Source organism: Dyella humi (assembly GCF_044904605.1).
In the GTDB taxonomy this organism is placed as follows: Bacteria; Pseudomonadota; Gammaproteobacteria; order Xanthomonadales; family Rhodanobacteraceae; genus Dyella_B; species Dyella_B humi.
In genome coordinates this window covers 1,576,218-1,597,910 of the sequence record NZ_JADIKI010000023.1, presented here as the reverse complement: position 1 = coordinate 1,597,910, position 21,693 = coordinate 1,576,218, and the positions used below count along the sequence as shown (strand labels likewise).

Annotated in this window: 13 protein-coding genes; 2 read left to right on the top strand and 11 right to left on the bottom strand. The window is 60.0% G+C overall.

What is annotated here, in order from left to right; all coding sequences use genetic code 11:
• Positions 1–6 precede the first annotated feature (6 nt).
• From ISP18_RS18370 to ISP18_RS18320, 11 genes are all read right to left on the bottom strand, one after another.
• Complete coding sequence (locus tag ISP18_RS18370) at positions 7–837, bottom strand: sulfotransferase family protein (protein WP_380015509.1); 831 nt, start codon at positions 835–837, stop codon at positions 7–9.
• Between the two features lies 1 nt (position 838).
• Positions 839–2,515 (bottom strand): ShlB/FhaC/HecB family hemolysin secretion/activation protein, encoded by a 1,677-nt coding sequence (locus ISP18_RS18365; RefSeq protein WP_380015506.1) that lies wholly within the window; start codon positions 2,513–2,515, stop codon positions 839–841.
• Between the two features lie 43 nt (positions 2,516–2,558).
• Positions 2,559–10,433, bottom strand: a complete 7,875-nt coding sequence (locus ISP18_RS18360) for a YDG domain-containing protein (protein WP_380015503.1) — start codon at positions 10,431–10,433, stop codon at positions 2,559–2,561.
• Between the two features lie 494 nt (positions 10,434–10,927).
• Positions 10,928–11,542, bottom strand: a complete 615-nt coding sequence (locus ISP18_RS18355) for a phage tail protein (protein WP_380015500.1) — start codon at positions 11,540–11,542, stop codon at positions 10,928–10,930.
• Positions 11,543–11,577: 35 nt separating this feature from the next.
• Positions 11,578–11,931 (bottom strand): DUF6916 family protein, encoded by a 354-nt coding sequence (locus ISP18_RS18350; RefSeq protein WP_380015497.1) that lies wholly within the window; start codon positions 11,929–11,931, stop codon positions 11,578–11,580.
• Positions 11,932–11,985: 54 nt separating this feature from the next.
• On the bottom strand, positions 11,986–12,651 hold the full coding sequence (locus tag ISP18_RS18345; RefSeq protein WP_404559533.1) for a GNAT family N-acetyltransferase: 666 nt from the start codon (positions 12,649–12,651) through the stop codon (positions 11,986–11,988).
• A 191-nt stretch (positions 12,652–12,842) separates the two neighbouring features.
• Positions 12,843–14,189, bottom strand: a complete 1,347-nt coding sequence (locus ISP18_RS18340; RefSeq protein ID WP_380015491.1) for a hypothetical protein — start codon at positions 14,187–14,189, stop codon at positions 12,843–12,845.
• Between the two features lie 165 nt (positions 14,190–14,354).
• Positions 14,355–14,813 (bottom strand): hypothetical protein, encoded by a 459-nt coding sequence (locus ISP18_RS18335; protein ID WP_380015488.1) that lies wholly within the window; start codon positions 14,811–14,813, stop codon positions 14,355–14,357.
• An 84-nt stretch (positions 14,814–14,897) separates the two neighbouring features.
• A complete protein-coding gene (locus ISP18_RS18330) occupies positions 14,898–16,937 on the bottom strand; it encodes an alkaline phosphatase family protein (protein WP_380015485.1) in 2,040 nt (679 codons plus the stop codon).
• A gap of 208 nt (positions 16,938–17,145) precedes the next feature.
• A complete protein-coding gene (locus tag ISP18_RS18325; protein WP_380015482.1) occupies positions 17,146–18,717 on the bottom strand; it encodes a multicopper oxidase family protein in 1,572 nt (523 codons plus the stop codon).
• Positions 18,718–18,897: 180 nt separating this feature from the next.
• Positions 18,898–19,428 carry a lipocalin-like domain-containing protein gene (locus ISP18_RS18320; protein WP_380015479.1) on the bottom strand — a complete coding sequence of 177 codons (531 nt, stop codon included), beginning with the start codon at positions 19,426–19,428 and terminating at the stop codon, positions 18,898–18,900.
• Between the two features lie 459 nt (positions 19,429–19,887).
• Between ISP18_RS18320 and ISP18_RS18315 the strand changes: the two genes are divergently transcribed.
• Both ISP18_RS18315 and ISP18_RS18310 read left to right on the top strand, forming a co-directional pair.
• Positions 19,888–21,078 carry an AAA family ATPase gene (locus tag ISP18_RS18315; protein ID WP_380015476.1) on the top strand — a complete coding sequence of 397 codons (1,191 nt, stop codon included), beginning with the start codon at positions 19,888–19,890 and terminating at the stop codon, positions 21,076–21,078.
• A gap of 2 nt (positions 21,079–21,080) precedes the next feature.
• Positions 21,081–21,554: a GNAT family N-acetyltransferase gene (locus ISP18_RS18310; RefSeq protein WP_380015473.1), complete on the top strand. Its 474-nt coding sequence runs from the start codon at positions 21,081–21,083 to the stop codon at positions 21,552–21,554.
• The last annotated feature ends 139 nt before the right edge of the window (positions 21,555–21,693 follow it).

The window sequence follows — 21,693 nt, the reverse complement described above, 5'->3', positions numbered from 1 at the left end:
TCCTCTTCAGGGCATCTTCTCTCCATAGTAAAGCCGATAGAACCATGCCCACACTGTCTCGATCTGCTTCTGGATCCGTTGCGGCACAGCATGTGGCGTGGATGCCACGATGCGTGTGGACTGCCGGTGTGGGTATTTCATCCGATAGTGGCTGTCGCTTTCCTGTGTCCCCATCGTGAGCTGCTCCGGATCAATCTCGAACGGCGCCAGTCCCAGCCACGCATACAGATGCGACATGCACTTCACCGGCTGCGCGATCAGGTCTTCGAAGCGCACGAAGTACAACCGCTGCTTCACGGCGTCAGGCAAATCCAGCACTGCCTGCAATGAGATAAGCGGTGCGCCGATCACACGATCCTTCGCAAACAGCATGTCCGCGCGGCCAAAGCGGTCGTAGTCCGCCAGATGATCGATAAAGTCCACCAGGATCGTGCGCTGATGCTGCGCCTCGATCGATCCGTAAATCTGCCCGAGCTCCCGCAGGCAGACGATCAGTTTGGCTTCCGGCTCGATATGCAGGAGCAGTTCGACCGCATGCAGCCACGCGCGGTTTTTGTCGATGACCACTCGGTGCGTGCCGCTGTCGTGATACCAGCCATGCAGGAAGCCCCGCATCGCCGATGCCAGATGCGCGTAGCTGGTCTCGAACGATGAATCCAACTGCGACAGAAAAAACTGATCGTCACTGATCATCCGCCGGATGCCGAGCAGCGTGTTGCACAACGGCGAGCTGTGCCCTTCGCACTGGATCTCCGGGTGCTGCGCGAGCAGCTGGCACAGCAGTGTCGAACCTGCACGCGGCAGCCCAGTGACGCCAACGAAAGTAGGTGTTGCCACGTCAGAATCCCTTGCTAAGCTGCACCCATGCTCGCGTGGACGGGCGCTTACCTGCAAGCTCCGGTGTGCTGCCGACCGGCTGGCCTACTTGCACTTGCGCTATCCATTGATCGGGACCGGCCCAGGCCAGTCCAGCGCCCACGCTGCTCAGCGTGGCGTGGTTGCTGCCAGTGCTACCAGCCCACTGATGCGGGTTGATCCATAGTCCACCGTTGTCGGCAAACACACTGCCCTGCCAAGCTCCGCCGGGCAGGCGCAAGTCATGGCGCAGTTCCACCGTGGCCAGATAACCCGAGGCACCGGCCAGCGTACTCACTTCGTAGCCACGTACGCTTTGCATACCACCAAGCAGGAACTGTTCGGAGGAGTCCAGGTTGTGGTGGCTGTATTGACCACTGAGTGCCACGTACAAGCGCGTCGTGGCAGTGATCGTCTGCAGGCGGCTCACATTGCCATCCCAATGCAGCTCATGCCCCTGCGTGTGGGCTGTCACTGCATCACTGGCCTTTGCTGCAGCGTTGTCAAAGCCTAGCTGTCCGCGTGTCAGCGACAGTTGCGCTTGCGTCACGCCTCCTCCGCCCCAGCTATCGCGGTGATCGAATGTGCTACTGGCCGTCCAGTCCCATGTGTGGCGGTCATCGTGCACACCGGTGCTGCCGGTGTCGTCCGCCAAATGGTGATTGTCCACTTCCAGTCGTGCACTGACATTCGTGTTGGGACTGCGCACGATGGCTTGCGACAACCACGCGCTGGCTTCGGTGGCATGCCCTCGGGCATGCAGGTCCGACAAGCCATCGCCCAATTGGTAGGACAGCGTCGAGTACGCAAGTCCGAACCGGGTGCCTGCACCATTGAGCGCAAAGTCATAGGCCGCATGGCCGTAGTGCATGTGCTCGTCGGAAGCCAAAAGCCCCACGCTGAGCTGATCGCCGAGACCTGTCAGATTGTTCACGGCCACATTGCCGCCCAAACGGATACGGCCGGTGTAGCGATCTCCCCCATCATCCAGCGTAAGGTTGCCGGTCACAGGCGGCAGCGCCTGTGCATCGACGCTGAGGTCGCTGGTTCCGGGCGTTCTGCCGGGGCCTAGTACGGCATGCCCTTGCACTCCCGGTAGATCGTTCAACAACAACAGCTGACGATCCAGTCCATCCTGCGTGACCAGTTGGCCGCTTTGCAACGGGCTGAGCGTAGCGTTGAGCAGGCTCGTCTGGACACGGCTGTGGTTGATCACCTGCACCTGGTCATAGCGCGCCTCGATAACCTTGAACTGCACCACGCCGTTACTCAAGTCCTGTGCCGGCACGGTGGCGCGCGACAGCGGATAACCATGGGCGCGGTAGTAATCGGTGATGCGCTGCGCCAGCACGATGAGCGAGGTGAGCGTCTGCGTGTGGCCTTCACCGTCGGCGACCAGAGCGTGCAGCGTCCCTGTATCGAAAGCAGTGTTGCCGCTAACGACAATCTGCTTCACCTCGAAGGGCGTGTTATCGGTGACGTGGGCGGCCACGGGCGACTGGATCTGTATCCCCGGCTCACGTTTGGGTAACGATTGCTGCGGAGGCTGCGCCTGCTGCAGTAGCTGACCGCTGGTGGGCGGCGTCTGCTGCGCGAACGCGGGAGCAACCAACAAGGCCATGGCGAGGGGCGATAAACGCAACGCGATAGATCGGGTCACAGGCAAGCATCCGAAAGACGAGGAAGGAAGATGGTGTGAGTCGTTATGGCAGGCGCACACCGCCGCCCACTACGCGTACATCCGGCGTGTAGAGATCCGACGCAGCCGCTGGAGTAGCAGACCGGAGCGGCACGGTGGACGGCGCCGATCCATCCGATGTGGTCATCGCCGACACCAGCAAGCCGCCCTGCGGTAGTTCGGTGGCAGTGGGCACTGACTGACCCACTTGCTGCTCCAGATACGCCACGCCTGGTAACGCCACTTCACCGTTGGCCAACACATTGAACGCTATCGCATTGCCTGCGGCCTGCACGAAGACGTAATTGCCATCGTTCGCGGCCAGGCCGCTGCCATTAATGGCGTATTCCCCGGCCGGACTCTGTGCTGTGGCCGGAGTGGTAAAGGTCAGCCCACCGGTGGTGGCATTGGCCAACGTGTCGTTCCCCTGGAAACCGGTAATCATGCCGGTCAGCGTCGGAATCGCTTGGCCGGCATATATCTGCGCAGGTGTCGCTACGTACGACAGCGTGGCGGGCGTTACCGCGAGCGAACCGCCGTTGTAGGTGATGGCGTAGTTATTCGACGCGAGGCCACCGGGCATGAGTGTGTAGCTGCCCACGTTCAAGGCGCCTTGTGAACTGCCGCCATAGGTCAATGCACCACCCAGCACTGCTGAAGTCTGCCCATCGACGAAGCCGTTATAGATAACGCCGTTGCCACCGCTGTACGCCTGCGCGTTGTAGATGGTGCTGGCGTTATTGGCCGTGATGGTGAGTCGGGCCGGAGTAATCATGCCGATGGCGGCGGTGGCGGTGCTGTTGCTCAGTATGTAGTTGCTTGCTCCACTGCCGCTGATCGCCAATCCACTCGCTTGTACGTTGATGCCACTGCCGGCATTGGCGCTGGCATAGACGCCGGACGTCGGATTATTGAGGTTCACCACATCGCTGCCGAACACACCGGTCAATGTGTAGTTGCCCGACGCCAGCGTTGCCGCGGTGGTGCCGTCGTACACCTTGCTCACCGCGCCAATGAGGTTGGCCGTCAACGTGGCCGGGTTCACCGTCAGCAGGCCATTGTCGTAATTGATCGTGTAATTGCTCGAGCTCAGCCCTGTCGGCGTGATGGTGTAGAACCCGGCGTTGACCGCGCCTTGTGAAGCTCCACTGTAGGCCAGCGTGCCACCGAGTACCGATGCACCTTCACCATTCACGAAGCCACTGTAGACCACGCCATTGCCGCCACTGTAGGCAGCACCGTTATAGGTCTTGCTGGCGTTGTTCGCCGTCACCAGCAACAACGCTGGCGTGATGCTCGCTGCACCGCTCGCACTGGTGGGTAATGTGTAATTGGACAGGTTCGTGCCGCCGTTGGCAGTGAAGTCACCGCCACCCAGTGTTGCTGTGACCGTGGTGGCGTTGGCCACGTTGGGGCTGTTGTAGGTACCCGCGGTCTGCGTCACCGTTGCGCCCTGGCCACTGACAAAACCGCTCAGCGTGTAATCGATCGGTGTGAGCGTTGCAGTGGTAGTACCGTCATACACCTTGCTGATCGAGCCAGTAAGGCTGCCTGTCAGCGTGGCCGGTGTGATGGTCGCTGCCACGCTGGCGCTTCCGGACGCCAAGGTGTAATCGCTCGCCACCGAGCCGTTGCTGCCGGCAATGCCGCTGATGCTCAGACCCGATACCGTGACGTTAGTGGCATTGGCTACGTTGGCGTTGTTGTAAGCCGCGCTGGTGTCGGAGAGGTTGGCACTTGTATCGCCGGAGACCAGCCCGCTGTAGCTGTAGGTCGGCGTAAAGCCGCCTGGCGCATTCGTCGTGCCGTCATAGGTTTTGGTCACGCCACTGTTGGTCAGTGTCGCCGTCAACGTTGCAGGTGTGATGGTCGCCGCCACACTCACGTTGCTGGATGCCAAGCTGTAATCGCTGGCCTGCGAACCGTTGCTGCCGGTAATGCCGCTGATGCTTAGCCCCGATACCGTGACGTCGGTGGCGGCTACCACGTGCGCGCTGTTGTAGATCACACTTATGTCAGTGAGGCTGGCGTTGGTATCGCCGGAAACAAAACCACTGTAGCTGTACGTCGGGGTAAAGCCGATCGGCGCGCTGATAGTGCCGTCATAGCTCTTGGTCACGCCGCTGTTGGTCAGCGTCGGCGTCAATGTTGCCGGTGTGATGGTTCCGGCCACCGCGGCGATGGATGGCAGTGTCACGCTGTAGTCGGTGCTCTGGCTACCGTTCGTGCTGGAAAGGATATCCACCGCGAGACTGCCGCTGGCGCTGATGCTGCTGGCACTGGCTACGTGACTGCTGTTGTAGTCCAACACGATGCCGCTGGTATCGAGCGACAGGCTATCGCCGCTAAGTGCACCGCTGACGCCGCCCCCATTCAAGCTGGCGCCGGTTGCCGCGATGGTACCGTTGTAGACCTTGGTCGTCGCGCCGCCGATGGTCGGTGCCGTAGCCGTCAACGCCAGCGGCGTGATGCTTGCCGCGCCCGCGCCGGTGGAGGCGGTGGTACTCACCAAGGTGTAATCGCTGAGCACGGAACTATCGGTACCGTTGCCAGAGATCGATGCCAGCGACAGGCCGCCTTGCGTGATCTTCGTCGCCGAGGCCACGTGAGCCGAATTGAATAGCGGCGTCGCCGAACTACTCACCGCGGCGCTGTCGCCAGACACCAGACCTGCGATGAAGTACGTCGGGCTGAACCCGCCTGGTGTAGCTGTGGTGCCGTCGTAGTGCTTGGTGACGTTGGTATTGGAGAGCAATACCGTCAGCGGTGCTGGTGTGATCGTCGCTGCCACACTCGCGCTGCTGGATGCCAGGGTGTAATCGCTGGCCTGCGAACCGTCGCTGCCGGTAATACCACTGATGCTCAGACCCGATACCGTGACGTTGGTGGCGCTGGCCACGTGCGCGCTGTCGTAAGCCACGCTGGTGTTAGCCAGACTGGCGTTGGTATCACCGGAAATCAGTCCGCTGTAGCTGTACATCGGCGTAAAGCCGCCTGGCGCATTCGTCGTACCGTCATAGGTCTTGGTCACACCGCTGTTGGTCAGCGTTGCCGTCAGCGTCGCGGGTGTGATGGTCGCCGCCACACTCGCGCTGCTGGATGTCAAGGTGTAGTCGCTGGTCAGCGAACTATTGCTGCCGACAATGCTGCTGATGCTTAGCCCTGATACCGTGACGTCGGTGGCGCTGGCCACATGCGTGCTGTTGTAAGCCACGCTGGTGTCGGCCAGGCTAGCGCCGGTATCGCCGGCAGCCAAACCGATGTAGCTATACGTCGGGTTGAAACCAGCCGGCGCAGCGATCGAACCATCATAGGTTTTGGTCACACCGCTGTTGGTCAGCGTCGCCGTCAGCGGCGCGGGTGTGATGCTCGCTGCCACATTCGCGCTGCTGGATGCCAAGCTGTAATCGCTGGCCTGCGAACCGTTGCTGCCGGTAATGCCGCTGATGCTCAGTCCCGATACCGTGAGGTTGGTGGCGCTGACCACGTGCGCGCTGTTGTAAATCACACTTGTGTCGGCGAGGCTGGCACCAGTATCGCCGGAAACAAAACCACTGTAGCTGTACGTTGGGGTAAAGCCGACCGGCGCATTGATCGTGCCGTCATAGGTCTTGGTCACGCCGCTGTTGGTTAGCGTCGACGTCAGCGTCGCTGGCGTGATGGTTCCGGCCACCGAAGTGATCGCCGGCACCGACACGCTGTAGTCCGTGCTCTGACTGCCGTTCGTGCTGCTGACGATATTCACCCCGAGACTGCCGATGGCGTTGATGCTGCTGGCATTGGCTACATGACTGCTGTTGTAGTCCAACGTGATGCCGCTGGTATCGAGCACCAGACTATCGCCACTGAGTGCACCGCTGACGCTACCGCCGTTCAAACTGGCGCCGGTTGCCGCGATGGTGCCGTCGTAGACCTTAGTCGTCGCGCCGCCGATGGTCGGTGCCGTGGCCGTCAACACCAGCGGCGAGATGCTTGCCACGCCCGCACCGGTGGAAGCGGTGGTGCTCGCCAAGGTGTAATCGCCGAGTACGGAATTATCGGTACCGTTACCGGTGATCGATGCCAACGACAAACCACCTTGCGTGATCGCCGTCGCCGACGCGACATGAGCCGAATTGAATGTCGGCGTCGCCGAACTACTCGCCGTGGCGCTGTCGCCAGATACCAGGCCCGCGAAGCTGTATGTCGGACTGAAACCGCTTGGTGCCGCTGTGGTGCCGTCGTAGGTCTTGGTGACGTTGGTGGTATTGGAGAGCAATACCGTCAGCGGTGCTGGCGTGATCGTCGCCGCCACATTCGCATTGCTGGATGCCAGGGTGTAATCGCTGGCCAGCGAACCGTTGCTGCCGGTAATGCTGCTGATGCTCAAGCCCGATAGCGTGAGGTTGGTGGCGCTGACCACGTGCACGCTGTTGTAAGCCGCACCGGTGTCGGACAGGCTGGCGCCGGTGTCGCCGGAGATCAAGCCACTGTAGCTGTACGTCGGCGTAAAGCCGCCTGGCGCATTCGTCGTGCCGTCATAGGTTTTGGTCACGCCGCTGTTGGTCAGCGTTGCCGTCAGCGTCGCGGGTGTGATGGTCGCCGCCACACTCGCGCTGTTGGGTGCCAAGGTGTAATCGCTGATCAGCGAACCGTTGCTGCCCGTAATGAGGAGGATGCGCAAACCCGATACGGTAATGCGGGAGGCGCTACCCGCGTGCACGCCGTTGTAGGCCACGCCGGTGTTGGTCAGGATGGCGCCGGTGTCGCCAGGGACCAGGCCAAGGTAGCTGTACGTCGGGGTAAAGCCGACCGGTGCATTGGTCGTGCCGTTATAGACCTTGGTCACGCCGCTGTTCGTTAGTCTCGGCGTCAGTATTGCGCGTGTGATGGTCGCCGCCACATTCTCACTCGCGGCCGCCAAGGTGTAATCGCTCGCCAGCGAGCCGTTGCTGCCGGTAATGCCGCTGATGCTCAGACCCGATACCGTGACGTCGGCAGCGTTGACCACGTGCGCGCTGTTGTACGTCGCACTGGTGTCGGTCAGGCTGGCGCTGGTATCGCCGGAAACCAGCCCGGTATAGCTGTACGTAGGAGTAAAGCCGACCGGTGCAGCGGTGGTGCCGTTATAGGTTTTGGTCACACCGGTATTGGTTAGCGTCGGCGTCAGCGTCGCCGGATTGATCGTCAGGGTCGCGCTCGACGTGCCGAAGCTCAGGTCGTAACTGGTGGAATACGCCAATGAGACATTCTCGGCGTAGCTGCCGGCGTGCTGCGCGTTCGTCAGCCCCAGTGTGATCGCCGAAAGATTCGGCGATGCAAGCGAATAGCTCAACACTGCAGCGTCTTGATTGGTTCCGTTATACGTCACCGTCTGATTGCTTGCGCTGATCGTCAGTGGAATCAGTAGGCTGTCGATCAAGGGTGTGGTGTAGCCGTTGTAGATTCGCCAGGTGGCGCCACTACCGCCGCTGATTGCGGGGATCCAGGAAAAACTGCTCTGCTGCATCATGCCGGCTGTGGACAGGCCGGTCATCCCGGTTGCTGCGGCACCGCCAGTCCCGAATTGCTGTCCGGTAGTCTCCGTATCCCAATAGCTGGCTGTAGTCGTGCCTGCTGAGACAAGCCCAACCAAGCCACCGAGCTGATTGCTTGCATCACTATTCGACATGATGCCTGTGGCATAGGCGTCTTTGATCGTGCCCGCGTTTACCCCTACCAGCCCTCCAATCTCATTGTTGTTGCTGATCCCATTGGAGGTCCACGACACATTGCCCGTTTCGTAGGCGTTCTGGATTCCGCCCACGTTATAGCCGATCAGGCCGCCGATATAGTCCGCCGCTGCGGCCGTGGGGGTGCCATACGAACCGCTCACCGCACCCGTGGCGTAGGCATTGCTCACCGAGCCGTAGTTGGCCCCGACCAGACCGCCGAGATAGGCGGTATATGACGATCCGTTGACCGCTCCCGTAGCGTAAGCGTTACTGATGGTTCCGACGGAGGATCCGCTCTGACCATTCTGGCCAACCAACCCACCAATCGCTTCGCCGCCTCCCAAGCCACTAACCGTTCCCGTCGTGAAAACGTTGCTAATGGTGCCCAAGTTATCGCCCACCAGACCACCGATGTGAGCTTGCACTGCCGTAGCTGTGCCTGAAACGCTCCCCCCAAGCAAGCCAACGTTGCGAATCGTGCCCGAGGACACTCCAAACAGGCCTACATTGACAGCGGAAGAACTCGTGATGGTGAGGTTGCTGATGGTGTGACCAAGACCGTCAAACACCCCTGAGAACGGCGCGGTACTGGTTCCGATCGGTACGAAGCTGGAGCTCGGAAGAGTCAGATTGCTCGCAAGCGCATAGAATCCGCTCGTTCCAATGCCCTGCAGCACCCCAGTGCTGCTGATCAACGTATAGCCCTGTCCGTTGATGCTCAGCGTGTTGCTGCCCGTAAAGTTCACCTGACCAGCAAACCCACTGCCGCCCAGCCCCACATTGACGCTGGTGCCCGCAGCCGGCGTGGTAACGGTCGTACCGTTGTAGCTGCCGTAGTTCAATGCGAGACCCGCCGAACCACTTGCGGTCATCGTCCTGTTGATATTGATGTTGCTCTGCGCATCCAGCGTCAGCGTGTTCGAGCCCCAGCTCACCGTGTCATTCACGTTCACGTTGCCGGTACCGCTGGTACTACCCGCGCTGGACTGGATAACAACATTACCGCCGCCCAACTCAGTGCTTAGTGCGGCGCCCGTAATGTCACCACCAGAGGGCGCGATAGTGAAATCATTCGGGTCGATCAGCCACGTTCCGGACAAACCGAGCAGAGCGGCCGTCGTGATTCGTGTTTTATTCGCAACGTTGACTTTCGCCGCACTCGTTTCGATCTGACCGCCGTTTCCACCGTTAGGGGCGCTGGCATCGAGCGTGCCGCCCACACTGACCGTGCCCGCATCCATGCCACCGAGCAGCATGATGTGACCGTGCTGGTTCTGTACGGTCTGCGCCTCGATGGTGCCGGTATTGTTCACCGCACTGGCGAGCAGGCTTTCGCGTGCACCGGCCGTCATCCATACATTGCCGCCATCCGCTTCGATCAGCTGGCCGTTCTGCGCCAGCGCGTTGAGCGTGCTCTGGTCCACCCGCACGCTCACCAGTTTGTCGCCGCCGAAGTTGAGCGTCACGGCGCTACCACCGGCGAGCGCCACACTGCCCAGCTGGGCATGAATCGCACCCTGGTTGCTGACCTGATTGCCGAGCAGTGCTGCGTAGCCGCCGCCATTGACGTTGATCGTGCCCAGATTGGTCACGCTGCCCTTGCCCGTGCCACTAAAGCTCAGCGAGTCGGTACCCAATGCGCTGTCGTCGACATCCAGCGTCGAGGCGACGAGACCGCCCACATTCACCTGCGCACCCTGACCAAACAGAACGCCGTTGGGATTGATCAGGAACACCTGACCGTTGGCGTTGAGGTGGCCGAAGATCTGGCTGCCGTTGGTATCGGCGATGCGGTTGACCGCAATGGCGCTGGCGTCAGGCTGCACAAAGTCCACGGTGGACTGGCTGCCGATATTGAAGGTCTGCCAGTTGAGCGAGAGGTTCTGGCTCTGCTGGCTGATGGTGAGTGTGTCGCCACGTTGCGCAAGGTGACCGGCGCCGCTGGTGACCTGGCCGCCGGTGGGCAGTGCGTTTGCCGCCACGGCTGAAGTTGCGGTGGGAGCGGCGCTCGACGTGGTGATGCCTGGAGACGGTGTCGCCGCGAACGCCAGAAGCGGCAGACTCAGGGGTATACCCGCCAACCACGCGGCACGGCGCGTGCCACCTTCAGCACTGCGCCCACCCTTGGTACGGCCACGGGCGAATTCGGACGCCACCTGAAGCACGCCCAGCTTACGGTTCCAGACCAGCCGAAAGATGCGGTTCATTTGATTGTCCCCTGTAAGGCGCCCGTGGCTGAGCGCCAGTCTTCACGCGGTAATAACGCGACCGACATCACCCACGATTCGCATAATCCGTGCGGCCCCTCGAGTGGTGATCCCCAAAAACTTTAAGCAGCGTCTATGCCAGCCTTCGCGTTCGCTGCTGGCAACAGCGTGGCGCCGCAACTCGATCAACTTGATCAACAGCTACTGAGGTTGCTCGAAAATCGAGCACTTCAGAGCCCGAATCAGACTGCCGGCATGCTGCCTTATTTGTGATGTACATCACAATAGGCTCATCGTCAGGCAAGTACTTCAGCAAAACGAAAGCGGCCGGGAGTACGGGCGCCCGGCCGCTTTTTTAACGTGTGATGTGCGCCGCTGGCCTGGCGCACTCCGTTTTTTAGCGTGCACGATCCAATCCGTTCCTACGCCTGCCGTCGCGCGAAACGCGAACGGCGAGGCGTGTTGACCGTGCAACGCTCATTCGGAGAACCCAACTAGGGACGGGATGGGAAAATGCCCTGCAGCGAAATGATGCAAGTCAACCCGAGATAGGGATTGCGCACCGAGAACGGCTGACTGCCGCCCGTGATACCAGTCGTGCCAGCGGAAACTGTGCCGGTCGACTGCACATTGAAAGGCAGGAGGTTGGTGTTCGGCGCGGTGGTGGTGTACAGCTCGCCGGGTCGGCCGCCGGCGATACTCGTCCCCAATACCGTAGTCGCCCCAGGCGTTCCCGTTGAGGTTCCAGACGTTGGCGACGAGCAGGCCGGAATAGATGCACTGCCGGTTACCGTTACATTGGCGCCGCCTGTCGTATGCGTATGCATGGGCATCTGCGTGACCAAGAGCGTGACGGCCTCGTTGCCGGACTTTTCGCCAGGTACTATCGGGCTAAGCCCCAGGCCGCTGCCTGTGCCGACCGGCGAGCGCCCCTGCAGATCGGGCAAGCCGAACGTACTTTGACCATTACCGCCATAGGTCGTGCCGAGCAAAGAAAACAGCGCGGTGTTCTGGTTGATCGACATCAGGTTTCCGTTGCACATGGCCCAGCCGTTCGGTGCAAAGGTGAAGCCAACCATACGAATTTCGCCTAGAAACGGATCGCTCATGATGTTCCCCTGTTTAAGAGTGAAGGATCGAGTGATTACGTCACCACCTGATACGACGGTTCTGTGTCGCGCTGGGCGGCGTCTTTGGAACGCAGGTAATGCATGACTGCAGTAAGGTTGGCCCGGCCATCGGCACTGGGCTGAGTCGGCGTGGCAAGCAGATCCCAGGACGTGCCATCAGGCGCCGTAATGCGATAGGTATCCTGGGGAAGCCCGATGCCAACGGGCAGTTCGAAGATCGCGGAATAACTGACGTACGTTGCATTCATCGCGATGCCGGCTGGCGCAGCGGCCAGGCGCGCCTCTACGCGACGGCCATCGGCCGTTTCCAGCACGAACAGCTGGTTCAGCGATGCAGTGAGCGCCTCATGGGTTGGAACAGCCTGCATTTGCCTCTCCCTGTTTCGTTCGCAACGATGCTGCGAACGCCATGCAACCGTCGATTATTGAAAAGGGTTGTTTAAACCTCTTACTGACGCCCACGCCTCTTCGTCAAAGGGCATGGCATCCCGATGCATCAGCTCGTAGATACCGTTTTCGCCAGCAGGCGCGAATCCGAGCGTGCGATACAACGCTCGAACCGGATTGTCGAATTCCACGTACAGCTGCATCCGCATGTGCTTTCGAGCCGCCTCGGTCACGATCGCCCGCATCAAGCGCGTGCCGATGCCCGCACCGCGATAAGCCGACAAGAGAGCGATATCGATCAACTGGACAACATCACCGCTCCAATCGTGATAAAGCCGGCCGATATTTTTCGTGCCCTGCATGATGATGTCGAAGCGACCATGCGGGTAATGCTGACGGTAATAGGTGTGCTGGATAGAGAACTGGCTGGCAAGCAAGGATTCGGCCTGTTCCACCGGCATGCCCGCGCTCACGAATTCATGCATTCGCGTGGACGAAAACACGTCGCGAAGAAAATCCATGTCCGCATCTGTGGCGGCGCGTAACGCGATGTCATCATGCGTCACACAAACGTCATTTTCCGCCGAGGTGCTTCCGGCGGATCGATTCAACCAAGCTTCGCGGCCGTCCATCCCCATGGAACCAGCTTGCCCCCTGTCCCTCGAGGCCCGGAATCTACTCGGGCGATTGTTAAAGCGCAATCAAGAAGCCTGCCCCGTGCCTGCCTGGTTTGAGAGATGGCAGAGAAACGAGTGGTTTCCCGTAGCATTGTTCGATATGACTGCGCGCAGCAAAGTCCGTGGCAAGGAAATCGCTAGTTCTGCGAACAATCGTTGCAGCGCACACGAACCGGACTGTTTGAGCAGCCCGGCTCGTGCTGTTACGCAGGCGATCAATGCAATTCGTTGAGCGCCGGATCGCGTTCCACTTTGTAGACCTTCGCCGGCGGTGTAGCCGACTTCATCAGCTTGAGGCGGAAGTTGGTCGCCTGTTGGCAGGCATTGCCGCCACCGACGAAGACGCCGCCCTGATCGCATTTCCATTCGTAGAAGTTGGCGATGCCACCGGCCAATTGCAGGCTGTAGTCGGTGCTGAGCGCCGCGGCATCGAACGGTACGCCGGCTTCTTCGTTCTGGAACCAACGCATCCATGCTTTCGATCCCACTGGCGGTACTTTGTCCGGCGCCTGGAAGGTGGGATTCATCGGCGAAAGTTGCGGGCTTTCGGCGGTCATGTGGCAGCTCATGCACGAACTTACCGGGTTATCGACTGGACCGTTTAGACGTCCATTCCAACCCAGGTGCGTGGGTGGCAATTCCGGACGTGCGTTGATGGCCGATTCCATGATCGTAGGATTGATCTTGGTCACCGTGGGCTGCTTGTTGGTGTAGTTGTCCTTGTTGTTTTCCGGATCGTTGCCCCACATCACGCCCACCGGCACCAGATTGTCCCAGCCCGGTTTGCCGGTGACTGCACCGTTGTACTGGAAGGTGCCGAAGATCCAGCCGGTGCCCGGCACACGGCTATCACGCACGGCGAAATCCATTTGAATCAGCGCAACGTTTTTGATCTCGCGATTGGCCGAATCGAAAGTGTCGGTGATGTAGGCCTGCCACAGCACCGGATTGACCAGGAACGGCACCTGCTGAAGGTCGATGTCGGCGAACAGCGCTTTGCAGACCACCGTGCCGTCATGAAAGCTGTTGGGCTTGGACGTGAAGCTTGGATCGGGATCCTGCGGGTTCTTCCACACTTCGCCGAAGGTGTAACCACCGACATCGTTGTAGATGCCTACGGCAAAGGTCTGCCCTTTCGTGATCTGCGTGGACGCAAGCTGCTTGGATTGAATTTGCGCTTCCTTGGTCAGGCCGTGAATGCCTTCGCGTCCTAGCGGTCCGTAGTGCTGCCATGGCGCGTGGTACCAGTGGCGGATGGTGTTCTTCTGCACGACCCAGTCGTTTTCGACGTTGCCCTCCAGGCAATACTGCTTCACCGCATCGACATACGGCCGCCATTGCTCGAAGTTGTTGGTGAGCTTGGCCGGCAGCAATTTGAAAAACGCAGGCGGCGGTCCGCTCGGCAGCGTTGTCGGGTAGTTCTGGCTCAACTCGAACAGCGGACCCTTGTACGTGGCCGGCGGTTGATAGCCGTAATCCGGAAAGGTACCTGCGCTGACCACAGCACTCGTCATCACCAGTGCCACGACGGCACCGGCTTTCACGCCTTTGGCGAAAAGCATAAATTGTTCCCCCTTTGTTGGTCGTCCTAACGCGAGCGTTGCGCTCGCACGTTGTCCGGCATGACGCTGGCCCGGACGGCCTTCCTCCATCCATCGCGGGCTAACTTGGCCCCGGTTATGTGTTGGTGATGTGAAGGCTGGCGATCGAAAGGGGGACAGGTTCGATCAGTCGGCCGGACCGGTGCAGGCGGCGTAGCGTTGGCCTTCCACCTGCAGCGAAGCCTGGCCATCCAGTGCTACCTCACCGGTGTAATGCTGCGGCGAGTCCAGCGCGATACGACCATGTCCGGCATGGGCACCGCATGTCGTTTTCCAGGCCAATGCTGTGCTCGTGCGATGTTCGCCGCTACGCGCGCAATTTGCTTCTGACTGCACGGGATCCACGAAAGTGGTCCACGGATCCGCGCCGTCGTAGAAGCATTTCCATTTGACGGTCAGAGCGCCGGCATGCCCATCTTTGATGGTGTGCAAGGTGATCTTCCACAAGCCGGGCATGGCCTGGAAATCGGCCGGATCGGCATGTGCGCTTGTGCTGAACGCAGCGGATGCGCCGATCAGCATCATGGCAGCAACGGGATTGGACCAGCGGCTGAGGTGCGCAGTAGAGCGTGATAGCAAGGTCATCGTGCGAATCGTATGTGGGTTGTGTCAGGTCGGAAACAACATACCCTGCCTGCCGGAGCAGGCAGGGTATGCATCGGAGCTTACTCAGTTTTTCGCCGAAACGACGCTTGAATCTCCATCCCAATGGCGATGGAAGTCGAACATGTCCATCAGGTCGCCAATGGCCGGGGAGTTAAGCGGCACATACGGGTTGTTGGGCAGCGAGATCGGGTTCGGCAGGTTGTCGCGGCTGCGGCGGGAGATGGTTTCATCCAGATCCCAGTTCGCTTCCACGAATTTGTCGAACGATACGTGATCGCCATACGTGTGCACCACGCGGCCACCGGTCGAATACTTCGACACCACCAGCAGCGGAATGCGCGTGCCGTCGCCGAAGAAGTCGATCGGCTGCACGTAACCGGAGTCGTAGTAGCCGCCGCCTTCATCGAAGGTAATCATGACGGCGGTGTTCTCCCACAGCTTCGGATTGGCTTTCACCATCTCGATGATCTTCTGCGCGTAGCCTTCGAACAGCTCCAGCTTGCTCGAGGACGGATGGCCGTCCAGCAGTCCATCCGGCTTGGCGATGGAAACGGCCGGCAACGTGCCGTTCTGGATATCGCTGTAGAGGTTGTTGAGATCCTGGTTGTTCGCACGCAGCTTCGCGTTGGTCATGACCTGCGTGGAATACAGGAAGGGATCGCAGATGTTGCAGAAGGTGCCGGCTTCACCGTCTTCCTTGCCGCCGTCGAAGCCTTCACCGTAATACTTCCAGCTTACGTGATGGCGGGCCAGCAGCAACGCGAGATTCTGCTGCTTGGTCGGCGGAACAGTGAACTGGTTGGCGCCCAACGGTGCGGGTGTGCCATCGCCCAGGTAGCCGGGGTTGTAGTTGTTGACCAGGTAGTACGCGCCCTTCTTGCAATCGCCGTGGCGGAAAGCGTCGTACGGAAGGCTCTTGAGATATTTGCGCACCGCGCCGACACCCGGCTGGCTTTCATCCGCGCAGTTCACGTAGGAGCCGCCGCCGTAGCCGTCCTGCACCCACCAGTTGTTGGTACCCGTTTGCGAGTTCGGGTTTTCGATCTGGTTGGATGGCGGCACAGCCGCTTCGCCATTCGCGTCGGCGTAATAGATCGGGTCGCCGAAGCCCAGCATGATGTGATTGGCACCGGTACCGCCCATCACCGACTGGTGGAAGTTGTCGCTGAGCGCATATTGCTCGGCCAGGTGCTTGAAGTACGTTACATCGCCCTGCGCCATGTTGAGGAACTGCATCGACGTGGAACCTTCGCCGGTGCTCTCATCCGTGAAGTTGGCCGGTTGCGTCTTGCCGTTGTTGCCGGCACCCATGGTCACTTCCACCCACGGGAACAGGTCGGCACGGCAACCACTGGGATTCTTCCAAGTCGCGTGGCTCACGTCGCAATCGAGCTGCTGCCACATCTGGAAGAAACGGTGTACGGGACTGTTGGCGTAATCGTTGTAGCTGATCGAGGCATGCATATCGACCGGCGCATTCGGCAGCGTGGCCGGGAAGCGCGTATCGATCACGTCGTTCGGCAGTCCGGTGCCGCCCTCGGCGAGATAGGGGTAGTAATTCGGCAGCAGTCCTGGCTCGATCGCTTCCGCCTGTGCGACAGAAGAAAGATACGGCTGGGTGGGCGCACCACCGGTATTCATCGGCGGCAGGTTGGTATATGCGCTGGTGTGTGTGGGCGAGTTGGAATAATCGCCAGTCTGGCTCGCCTGCCACTGCTGCGCCTTGGTCATGTTCGGACCAGGCGTGCCGTCTGCATTGACGATGCCTTCGGACAGCAGGTTCTCGACGGTTTGTCCTTTCGGCGGCGTGTAGGTAGCGAACACGTGGTCGAAGGTGCGGTTTTCACCGATCAGCAGAATCACGTGCTTGATCGGCGTGCGGGTGCGGTTGCTGGCGTCCTGGCCGTCATTCGGGCTGTAGAGCGTGACCGCGCCGCCGGGCTGACCGTCCACGGGTTTGGTGCCCGTGGCTGGCACGTTCGCGCGGAAGTGCGCGTCATTGGGTGGGCTCGCGGTCTGCGCATTCGCCAGCCCGACAAGGCTGGTGATGAGCGCACCGAGTACAAAAGGTTTCAACCGGGTACGGCCAAACTTCGTGGGCATAACTGGTGTCTCCTGCTGGCATGCTGCGAAAGCCTGCAATCGAGTAATCCCCCTGATTACGGTTTGCGATGCGCAAGTCCCCCGCAAACCGTATGGAAGTCTGCGCTGCTTAGATGACGTAACGTTGGCAAGAGCGCGACATTGCGTCAGCGCGCGATGACAGTGCTGCGACAAATGTGACAACTTGCACGCTGCATTGACGCGCGCTTCACGAATGCGCCGGCAACAAGTCGAACGGGCGCATCATTTCGTTGTCTTCGTGCTCAAGCAGATGACAGTGCCACACGTAGCGTCCCGGCTCGCCTTCGAAGCGCATCGCAATACGCGTGACCATTCCCGGATCGGCGCGCACAGTGTCCTTCCATCCAAGTTCTTGTGGCTCGGGCGAAATGGCCGGCCCGGTGAACACCAGTTTGCGATGCGCATTCCACGCGAAGAGATCGAACGGTCGGCGATCGATCACCTGGAAACGCACCAGATGCAGATGAATGGGATGCGCATCGCCGGTGAGATTGACGAAGCTCCAGGTTTCGATGCTGTTCTGTCGCGGGTTTTCCGTGACGGGATCGGACCAGCGTTTGCCGTCCAGCAGCATCGTCATCGCGTTGCCGTTGGCATCGTCGGTTTCGTTGAGCGTGAGGATGCGTTGGCGCGCAGCACTCGCCGGATCGATGCGCGGCACCTTGCGCAAGGTTGCAGGTAGTGCAGAGGTGTCGCGGGTACCGCGATCGCGTACGCGGAATTCCAGAATGCCTTCCGCTTCATGCCGCAATTGCAGAGACTTGCCGGCGAAGTCCGAGAAATCGATTACCACGTCGGCGCGCTCGGCCGGGTGCAACTCGATGCGCGTGCGCTGTAGCGGTGCGGAAAGCAACCCCTGATCGCTAGCGATCTGCTGCATGGGTTGATCGTGCGATAGCGAGAGATCGAAGAAGCGCGTGTTCGCCACATTGATGACGCGAAAGCGATAGCGCCGCGGCTCTACGTCGAGGTAGGGAAAGATCTTGCCATTGCACAACACGAGATTGCCGTTGCACTGCATGACCCACGGCGCAGAAGGATCGTCCGACACGGGGTAATAAAGCTGGCCATCCTGCGCAACCAGACGATCGCACAGCATCAGCGGTATGTCGCATTCGCCGGAGGGAAGATGCAGCGCCTGCTCCTCGTCATCCCGCACGAGATACGCCCCGAACAAGCCGGCATAGATGTTCAGCCGCGTAATACCCATCGCGTGATCGTGATACCACAGCGTGGCCGCATCCTGTCCGTTGGGATAGTGATACAGCGCCGAATGGCCGGGCGTGTACCAATCGTCAGGAAAACCATCCGATTTGGCCGGCGCACGCGCGCCGTGTACATGCGTGACCGCGCGCACTTCAGGCTTGTCGTGTTCCGCGCCATGGATGGTGTGATCGATGGGCAGAAAATGTTTCGGCGGTAATCCATTGATCCATTCGACCAACAACGGCTCGCCGCGCCGTGCCTCGATAGTCGGGCCGGGAAACTGGCCGTTGTAGCCCCATAGCGGCGTAGCTGGAATATCGCGATGCAGGTGCACTTTGCACTCGCGCATCGTCACGCGATAGCAAGGCAGCGTACGTCCCGGATAAGCCGGATGCGTGCGCTGATCCGAAGCGCGCGCCACGGCGGGAATGGGAAGCGGATCGACGAAACGCGCCAGCGAGGTCGGATTGATCAGCGGCACCTTGGGCGCAGCCAGGGTGGCCGCACTGGTCCGCGCCGGCATCGCCATCGGCATGGACGATGCCGATGCCATGCGCCACGCATCTGCAAGTGTCCATGCACCCAAAAACGTACCGGCGCCACAGAGAAAGTCCCGCCGCCTCATCGTCATGCCGGTACCGCCTGGCTTCGGCGGTCAGCGCTTGCTGGATAAGTCATCCAGCCACCCTAAGGGGCCGAAATGACAGAAATGTGGCAACGTCTTGGTCTGCCTTCAGTGGCCGGCCATGTTCGTGTCGACACGCTGCCATACCGAAATCGGCACATCGCCGTTCGGACGCGGCGGCACGCGATAGCTGAGCATGTTGCCTTTCAATTCGTACTGTCTGCGCTGCTGCTGGCCTTCCCAATTGGGAAACGAGGCGCCGTCGATATGGAAGACCAATTCGCCGCGCGCCGAATCCATGCTGACCGTGCCGAAGTGCGTGCTGGAGCCCATCACGGCAGCCTTGTATTCGGCATCGCTTCCTTTCGCCTTGTCGCCAGTGCTGAAGCGCGGGCGGTCGGCCCTGAATATTTGCAATGAATAGTGACCTTGCTTGTCGATCAGTAGCACGCCCTTGGGCGCGGCGCCGAAATCGGACGTGCGCGTTCCATCCGGATGCAGCACGTCGGCCGCTGCCAGCGTCCAGGTTCCGGCGAGTGTCGACGACGTGGCTGGCGGTATGGCCAACGCGACCGAGGCAGGGACGATCAAGCTGCCTAACATGGTTGCGATGAAGGCGAATCGTGACGATCGTTTCATGGGCTTTGCTCTCTCGCGCGGTCATGCGTTGTGATGCACAGCCTAGCGATGGTCCATCACGGGATACACATAGCGAAACGTCTTTCAGTGATTCGAGTTCTCAATGGCTCGTACTCGTAAGGGTCTAGCGCTCGCCCGTGCTTCGCCGCTTACCTGAACTCGATGACCGCTTCGGTCACGATGTAGCCACGTGGCGGAAGTTCTCGGTGAATACCGGTTTGGCCGCAGCATTAACGCCGCACCTAGCCGCTGTAGTGGGGACCGGATCGGTACACGTTTCGGCAATGGCGATCGGCTTGGTGCCCTTGCTCTGCGGCATCCGATACACGGTTTGCGCGCACGTGCGCCACCGAGAGCCCTCGTATATACAAATTTAACAAATCTGGCAGTTATGCTGAAGTTTGCCTAGTTTATGCAATTTACATAAACTCCTTAAACTCCCTGGATATCGAGACCGCAATGGACCCTGTACTTAACCCCTATGCGCCCGGAGCCGGCGCTCAGCCTCATGAGCTGGCCGGGCGTGACGGCGTCCGCGAAATGGTGCGCATAGCGATAGCTCGCGTAAGGGCAGGACGTCCAGCCAAAAGCGCAATGCTCGTGGGCTTGCGTGGAGTCGGCAAAACTGTACTGCTGGACAAGATGAGGTTGGATGCGGAAGTCGCGGGCTGCATCACCGCGCGGATTGAAGCGCCAGAAGGTCGGTCCCTGCCATCCATGCTGGCGCCGCAATTGCGTATCGCGCTTTTGTCTTTGAGTCGGATCGAGATCGCGAAGGAGGCAGGCATCAAGGCTCTTCGCGCACTGGCCGGTTTCGTGAAGAGTTTGAAGGTCAAATTCAACGACATCGAGGTTGGCATTGATTATGACCCCGACCCCGGCATCGCGGACAACGGCGACCTTGAACATGACATGCAAGCACTGTTTGAACGGGTTGGTGAGGCCGCAAAGGTGGCGAGCACTGCCGTTGTCATATTCGTGGATGAACTCCAATATGTCCGGGAAGAAGAGCTTGCGGCTCTGATCACCGTGATGCATCGCATGTCGCAACGAGCTCTGCCCGTCTTGCTGGTCGGCGCAGGCCTTCCTCAACTTCGTGGTCGGATGGGCGAAGCGAAATCATATTCAGAGCGCCTTTTCGAATTCCCGGAAATCGGCGCGCTTAGTCCGGCTGACGCCGGGGCAGCGTTAATCAAACCGGCGGAAGAAAACGGCGTCACCTATACGGAAGAAGCCATCTATACGATCTTGGGCCACACCAAGGGCTATCCCTACTTCATTCAAGAATGGGGTTCGCACAGTTGGAACATCGCACTGAATTCCCCTATTGGATACGAAGATGTCCATAAGGCTTCCGCCACTGTGATCGCGGCAATGGATGAGGGGTTTTTCCGCGTAAGATTCGACCGGATGACTCCCACCGAAAAGAAATATCTGCGCGCGATGGCAGAACTTGGCCCTGGGCCGCATCGCTCGGGAGACATCGCTGATGTACTCGAAAGATCGGTTCAATCCATGGCACCCGTTAGAAGCAGCATCATCACCAAAGGCATGGTTTGGTCACCAAGTCATGGCGATACTGCGTTTACCGTGCCATTGTTCGATGAGTTCATGCGACGAATCATGCCGGGCGACGAATGGAAACGTTAGAGTTGCAAGAGCGATTCAAAGTGCAATGGGTGTTCGGCAACATTACCGAAGCACTGCGGTGCCAGATCGTCGCATTTTGGCTGCAGGAAGGTGCACTGACGAATCCAGACGAAGCCTGGCGCCGTTCGTTTGAAGTCGCATGCGTGCTTGAGGATGATGAAACCGGAAGCATCGCGGGTGTGTGTACTGTCGCGATCGGCATGGACGATCAGGACCGGTCATATGGATTCGTGCGCATCTTCGTCAGGCCGAGCAGCCGGCGCGCGGGACTGAATGTGCGAATGATGGAGCGAATGATCGAAGGCTTTAAGGTGCTTGCACGTGAACCAGGCGGTCCGCATCGGCTGGTAGCGACGATCGAGAATCGCAAACTGGAGCGCCGTGCGGCGCAGAGGATTCTTGCGCGACTTGGGTTCGTGCATGTCGGCGTTGCACCGAATGGCGAACAGGTTATGCAGCGCATGCTTGCGGCATAACACCGGGCGCAACCTCATGGCCGTCATTCCCGCGAAAGCGGGAATCCATTTGCCGTGATGCAAAGGCAAACATGGATTCCCGCTTTCGCGGGAATGACGACCATACATAGGCTGGGATGGCATCTAAGGCGAGTGTTCA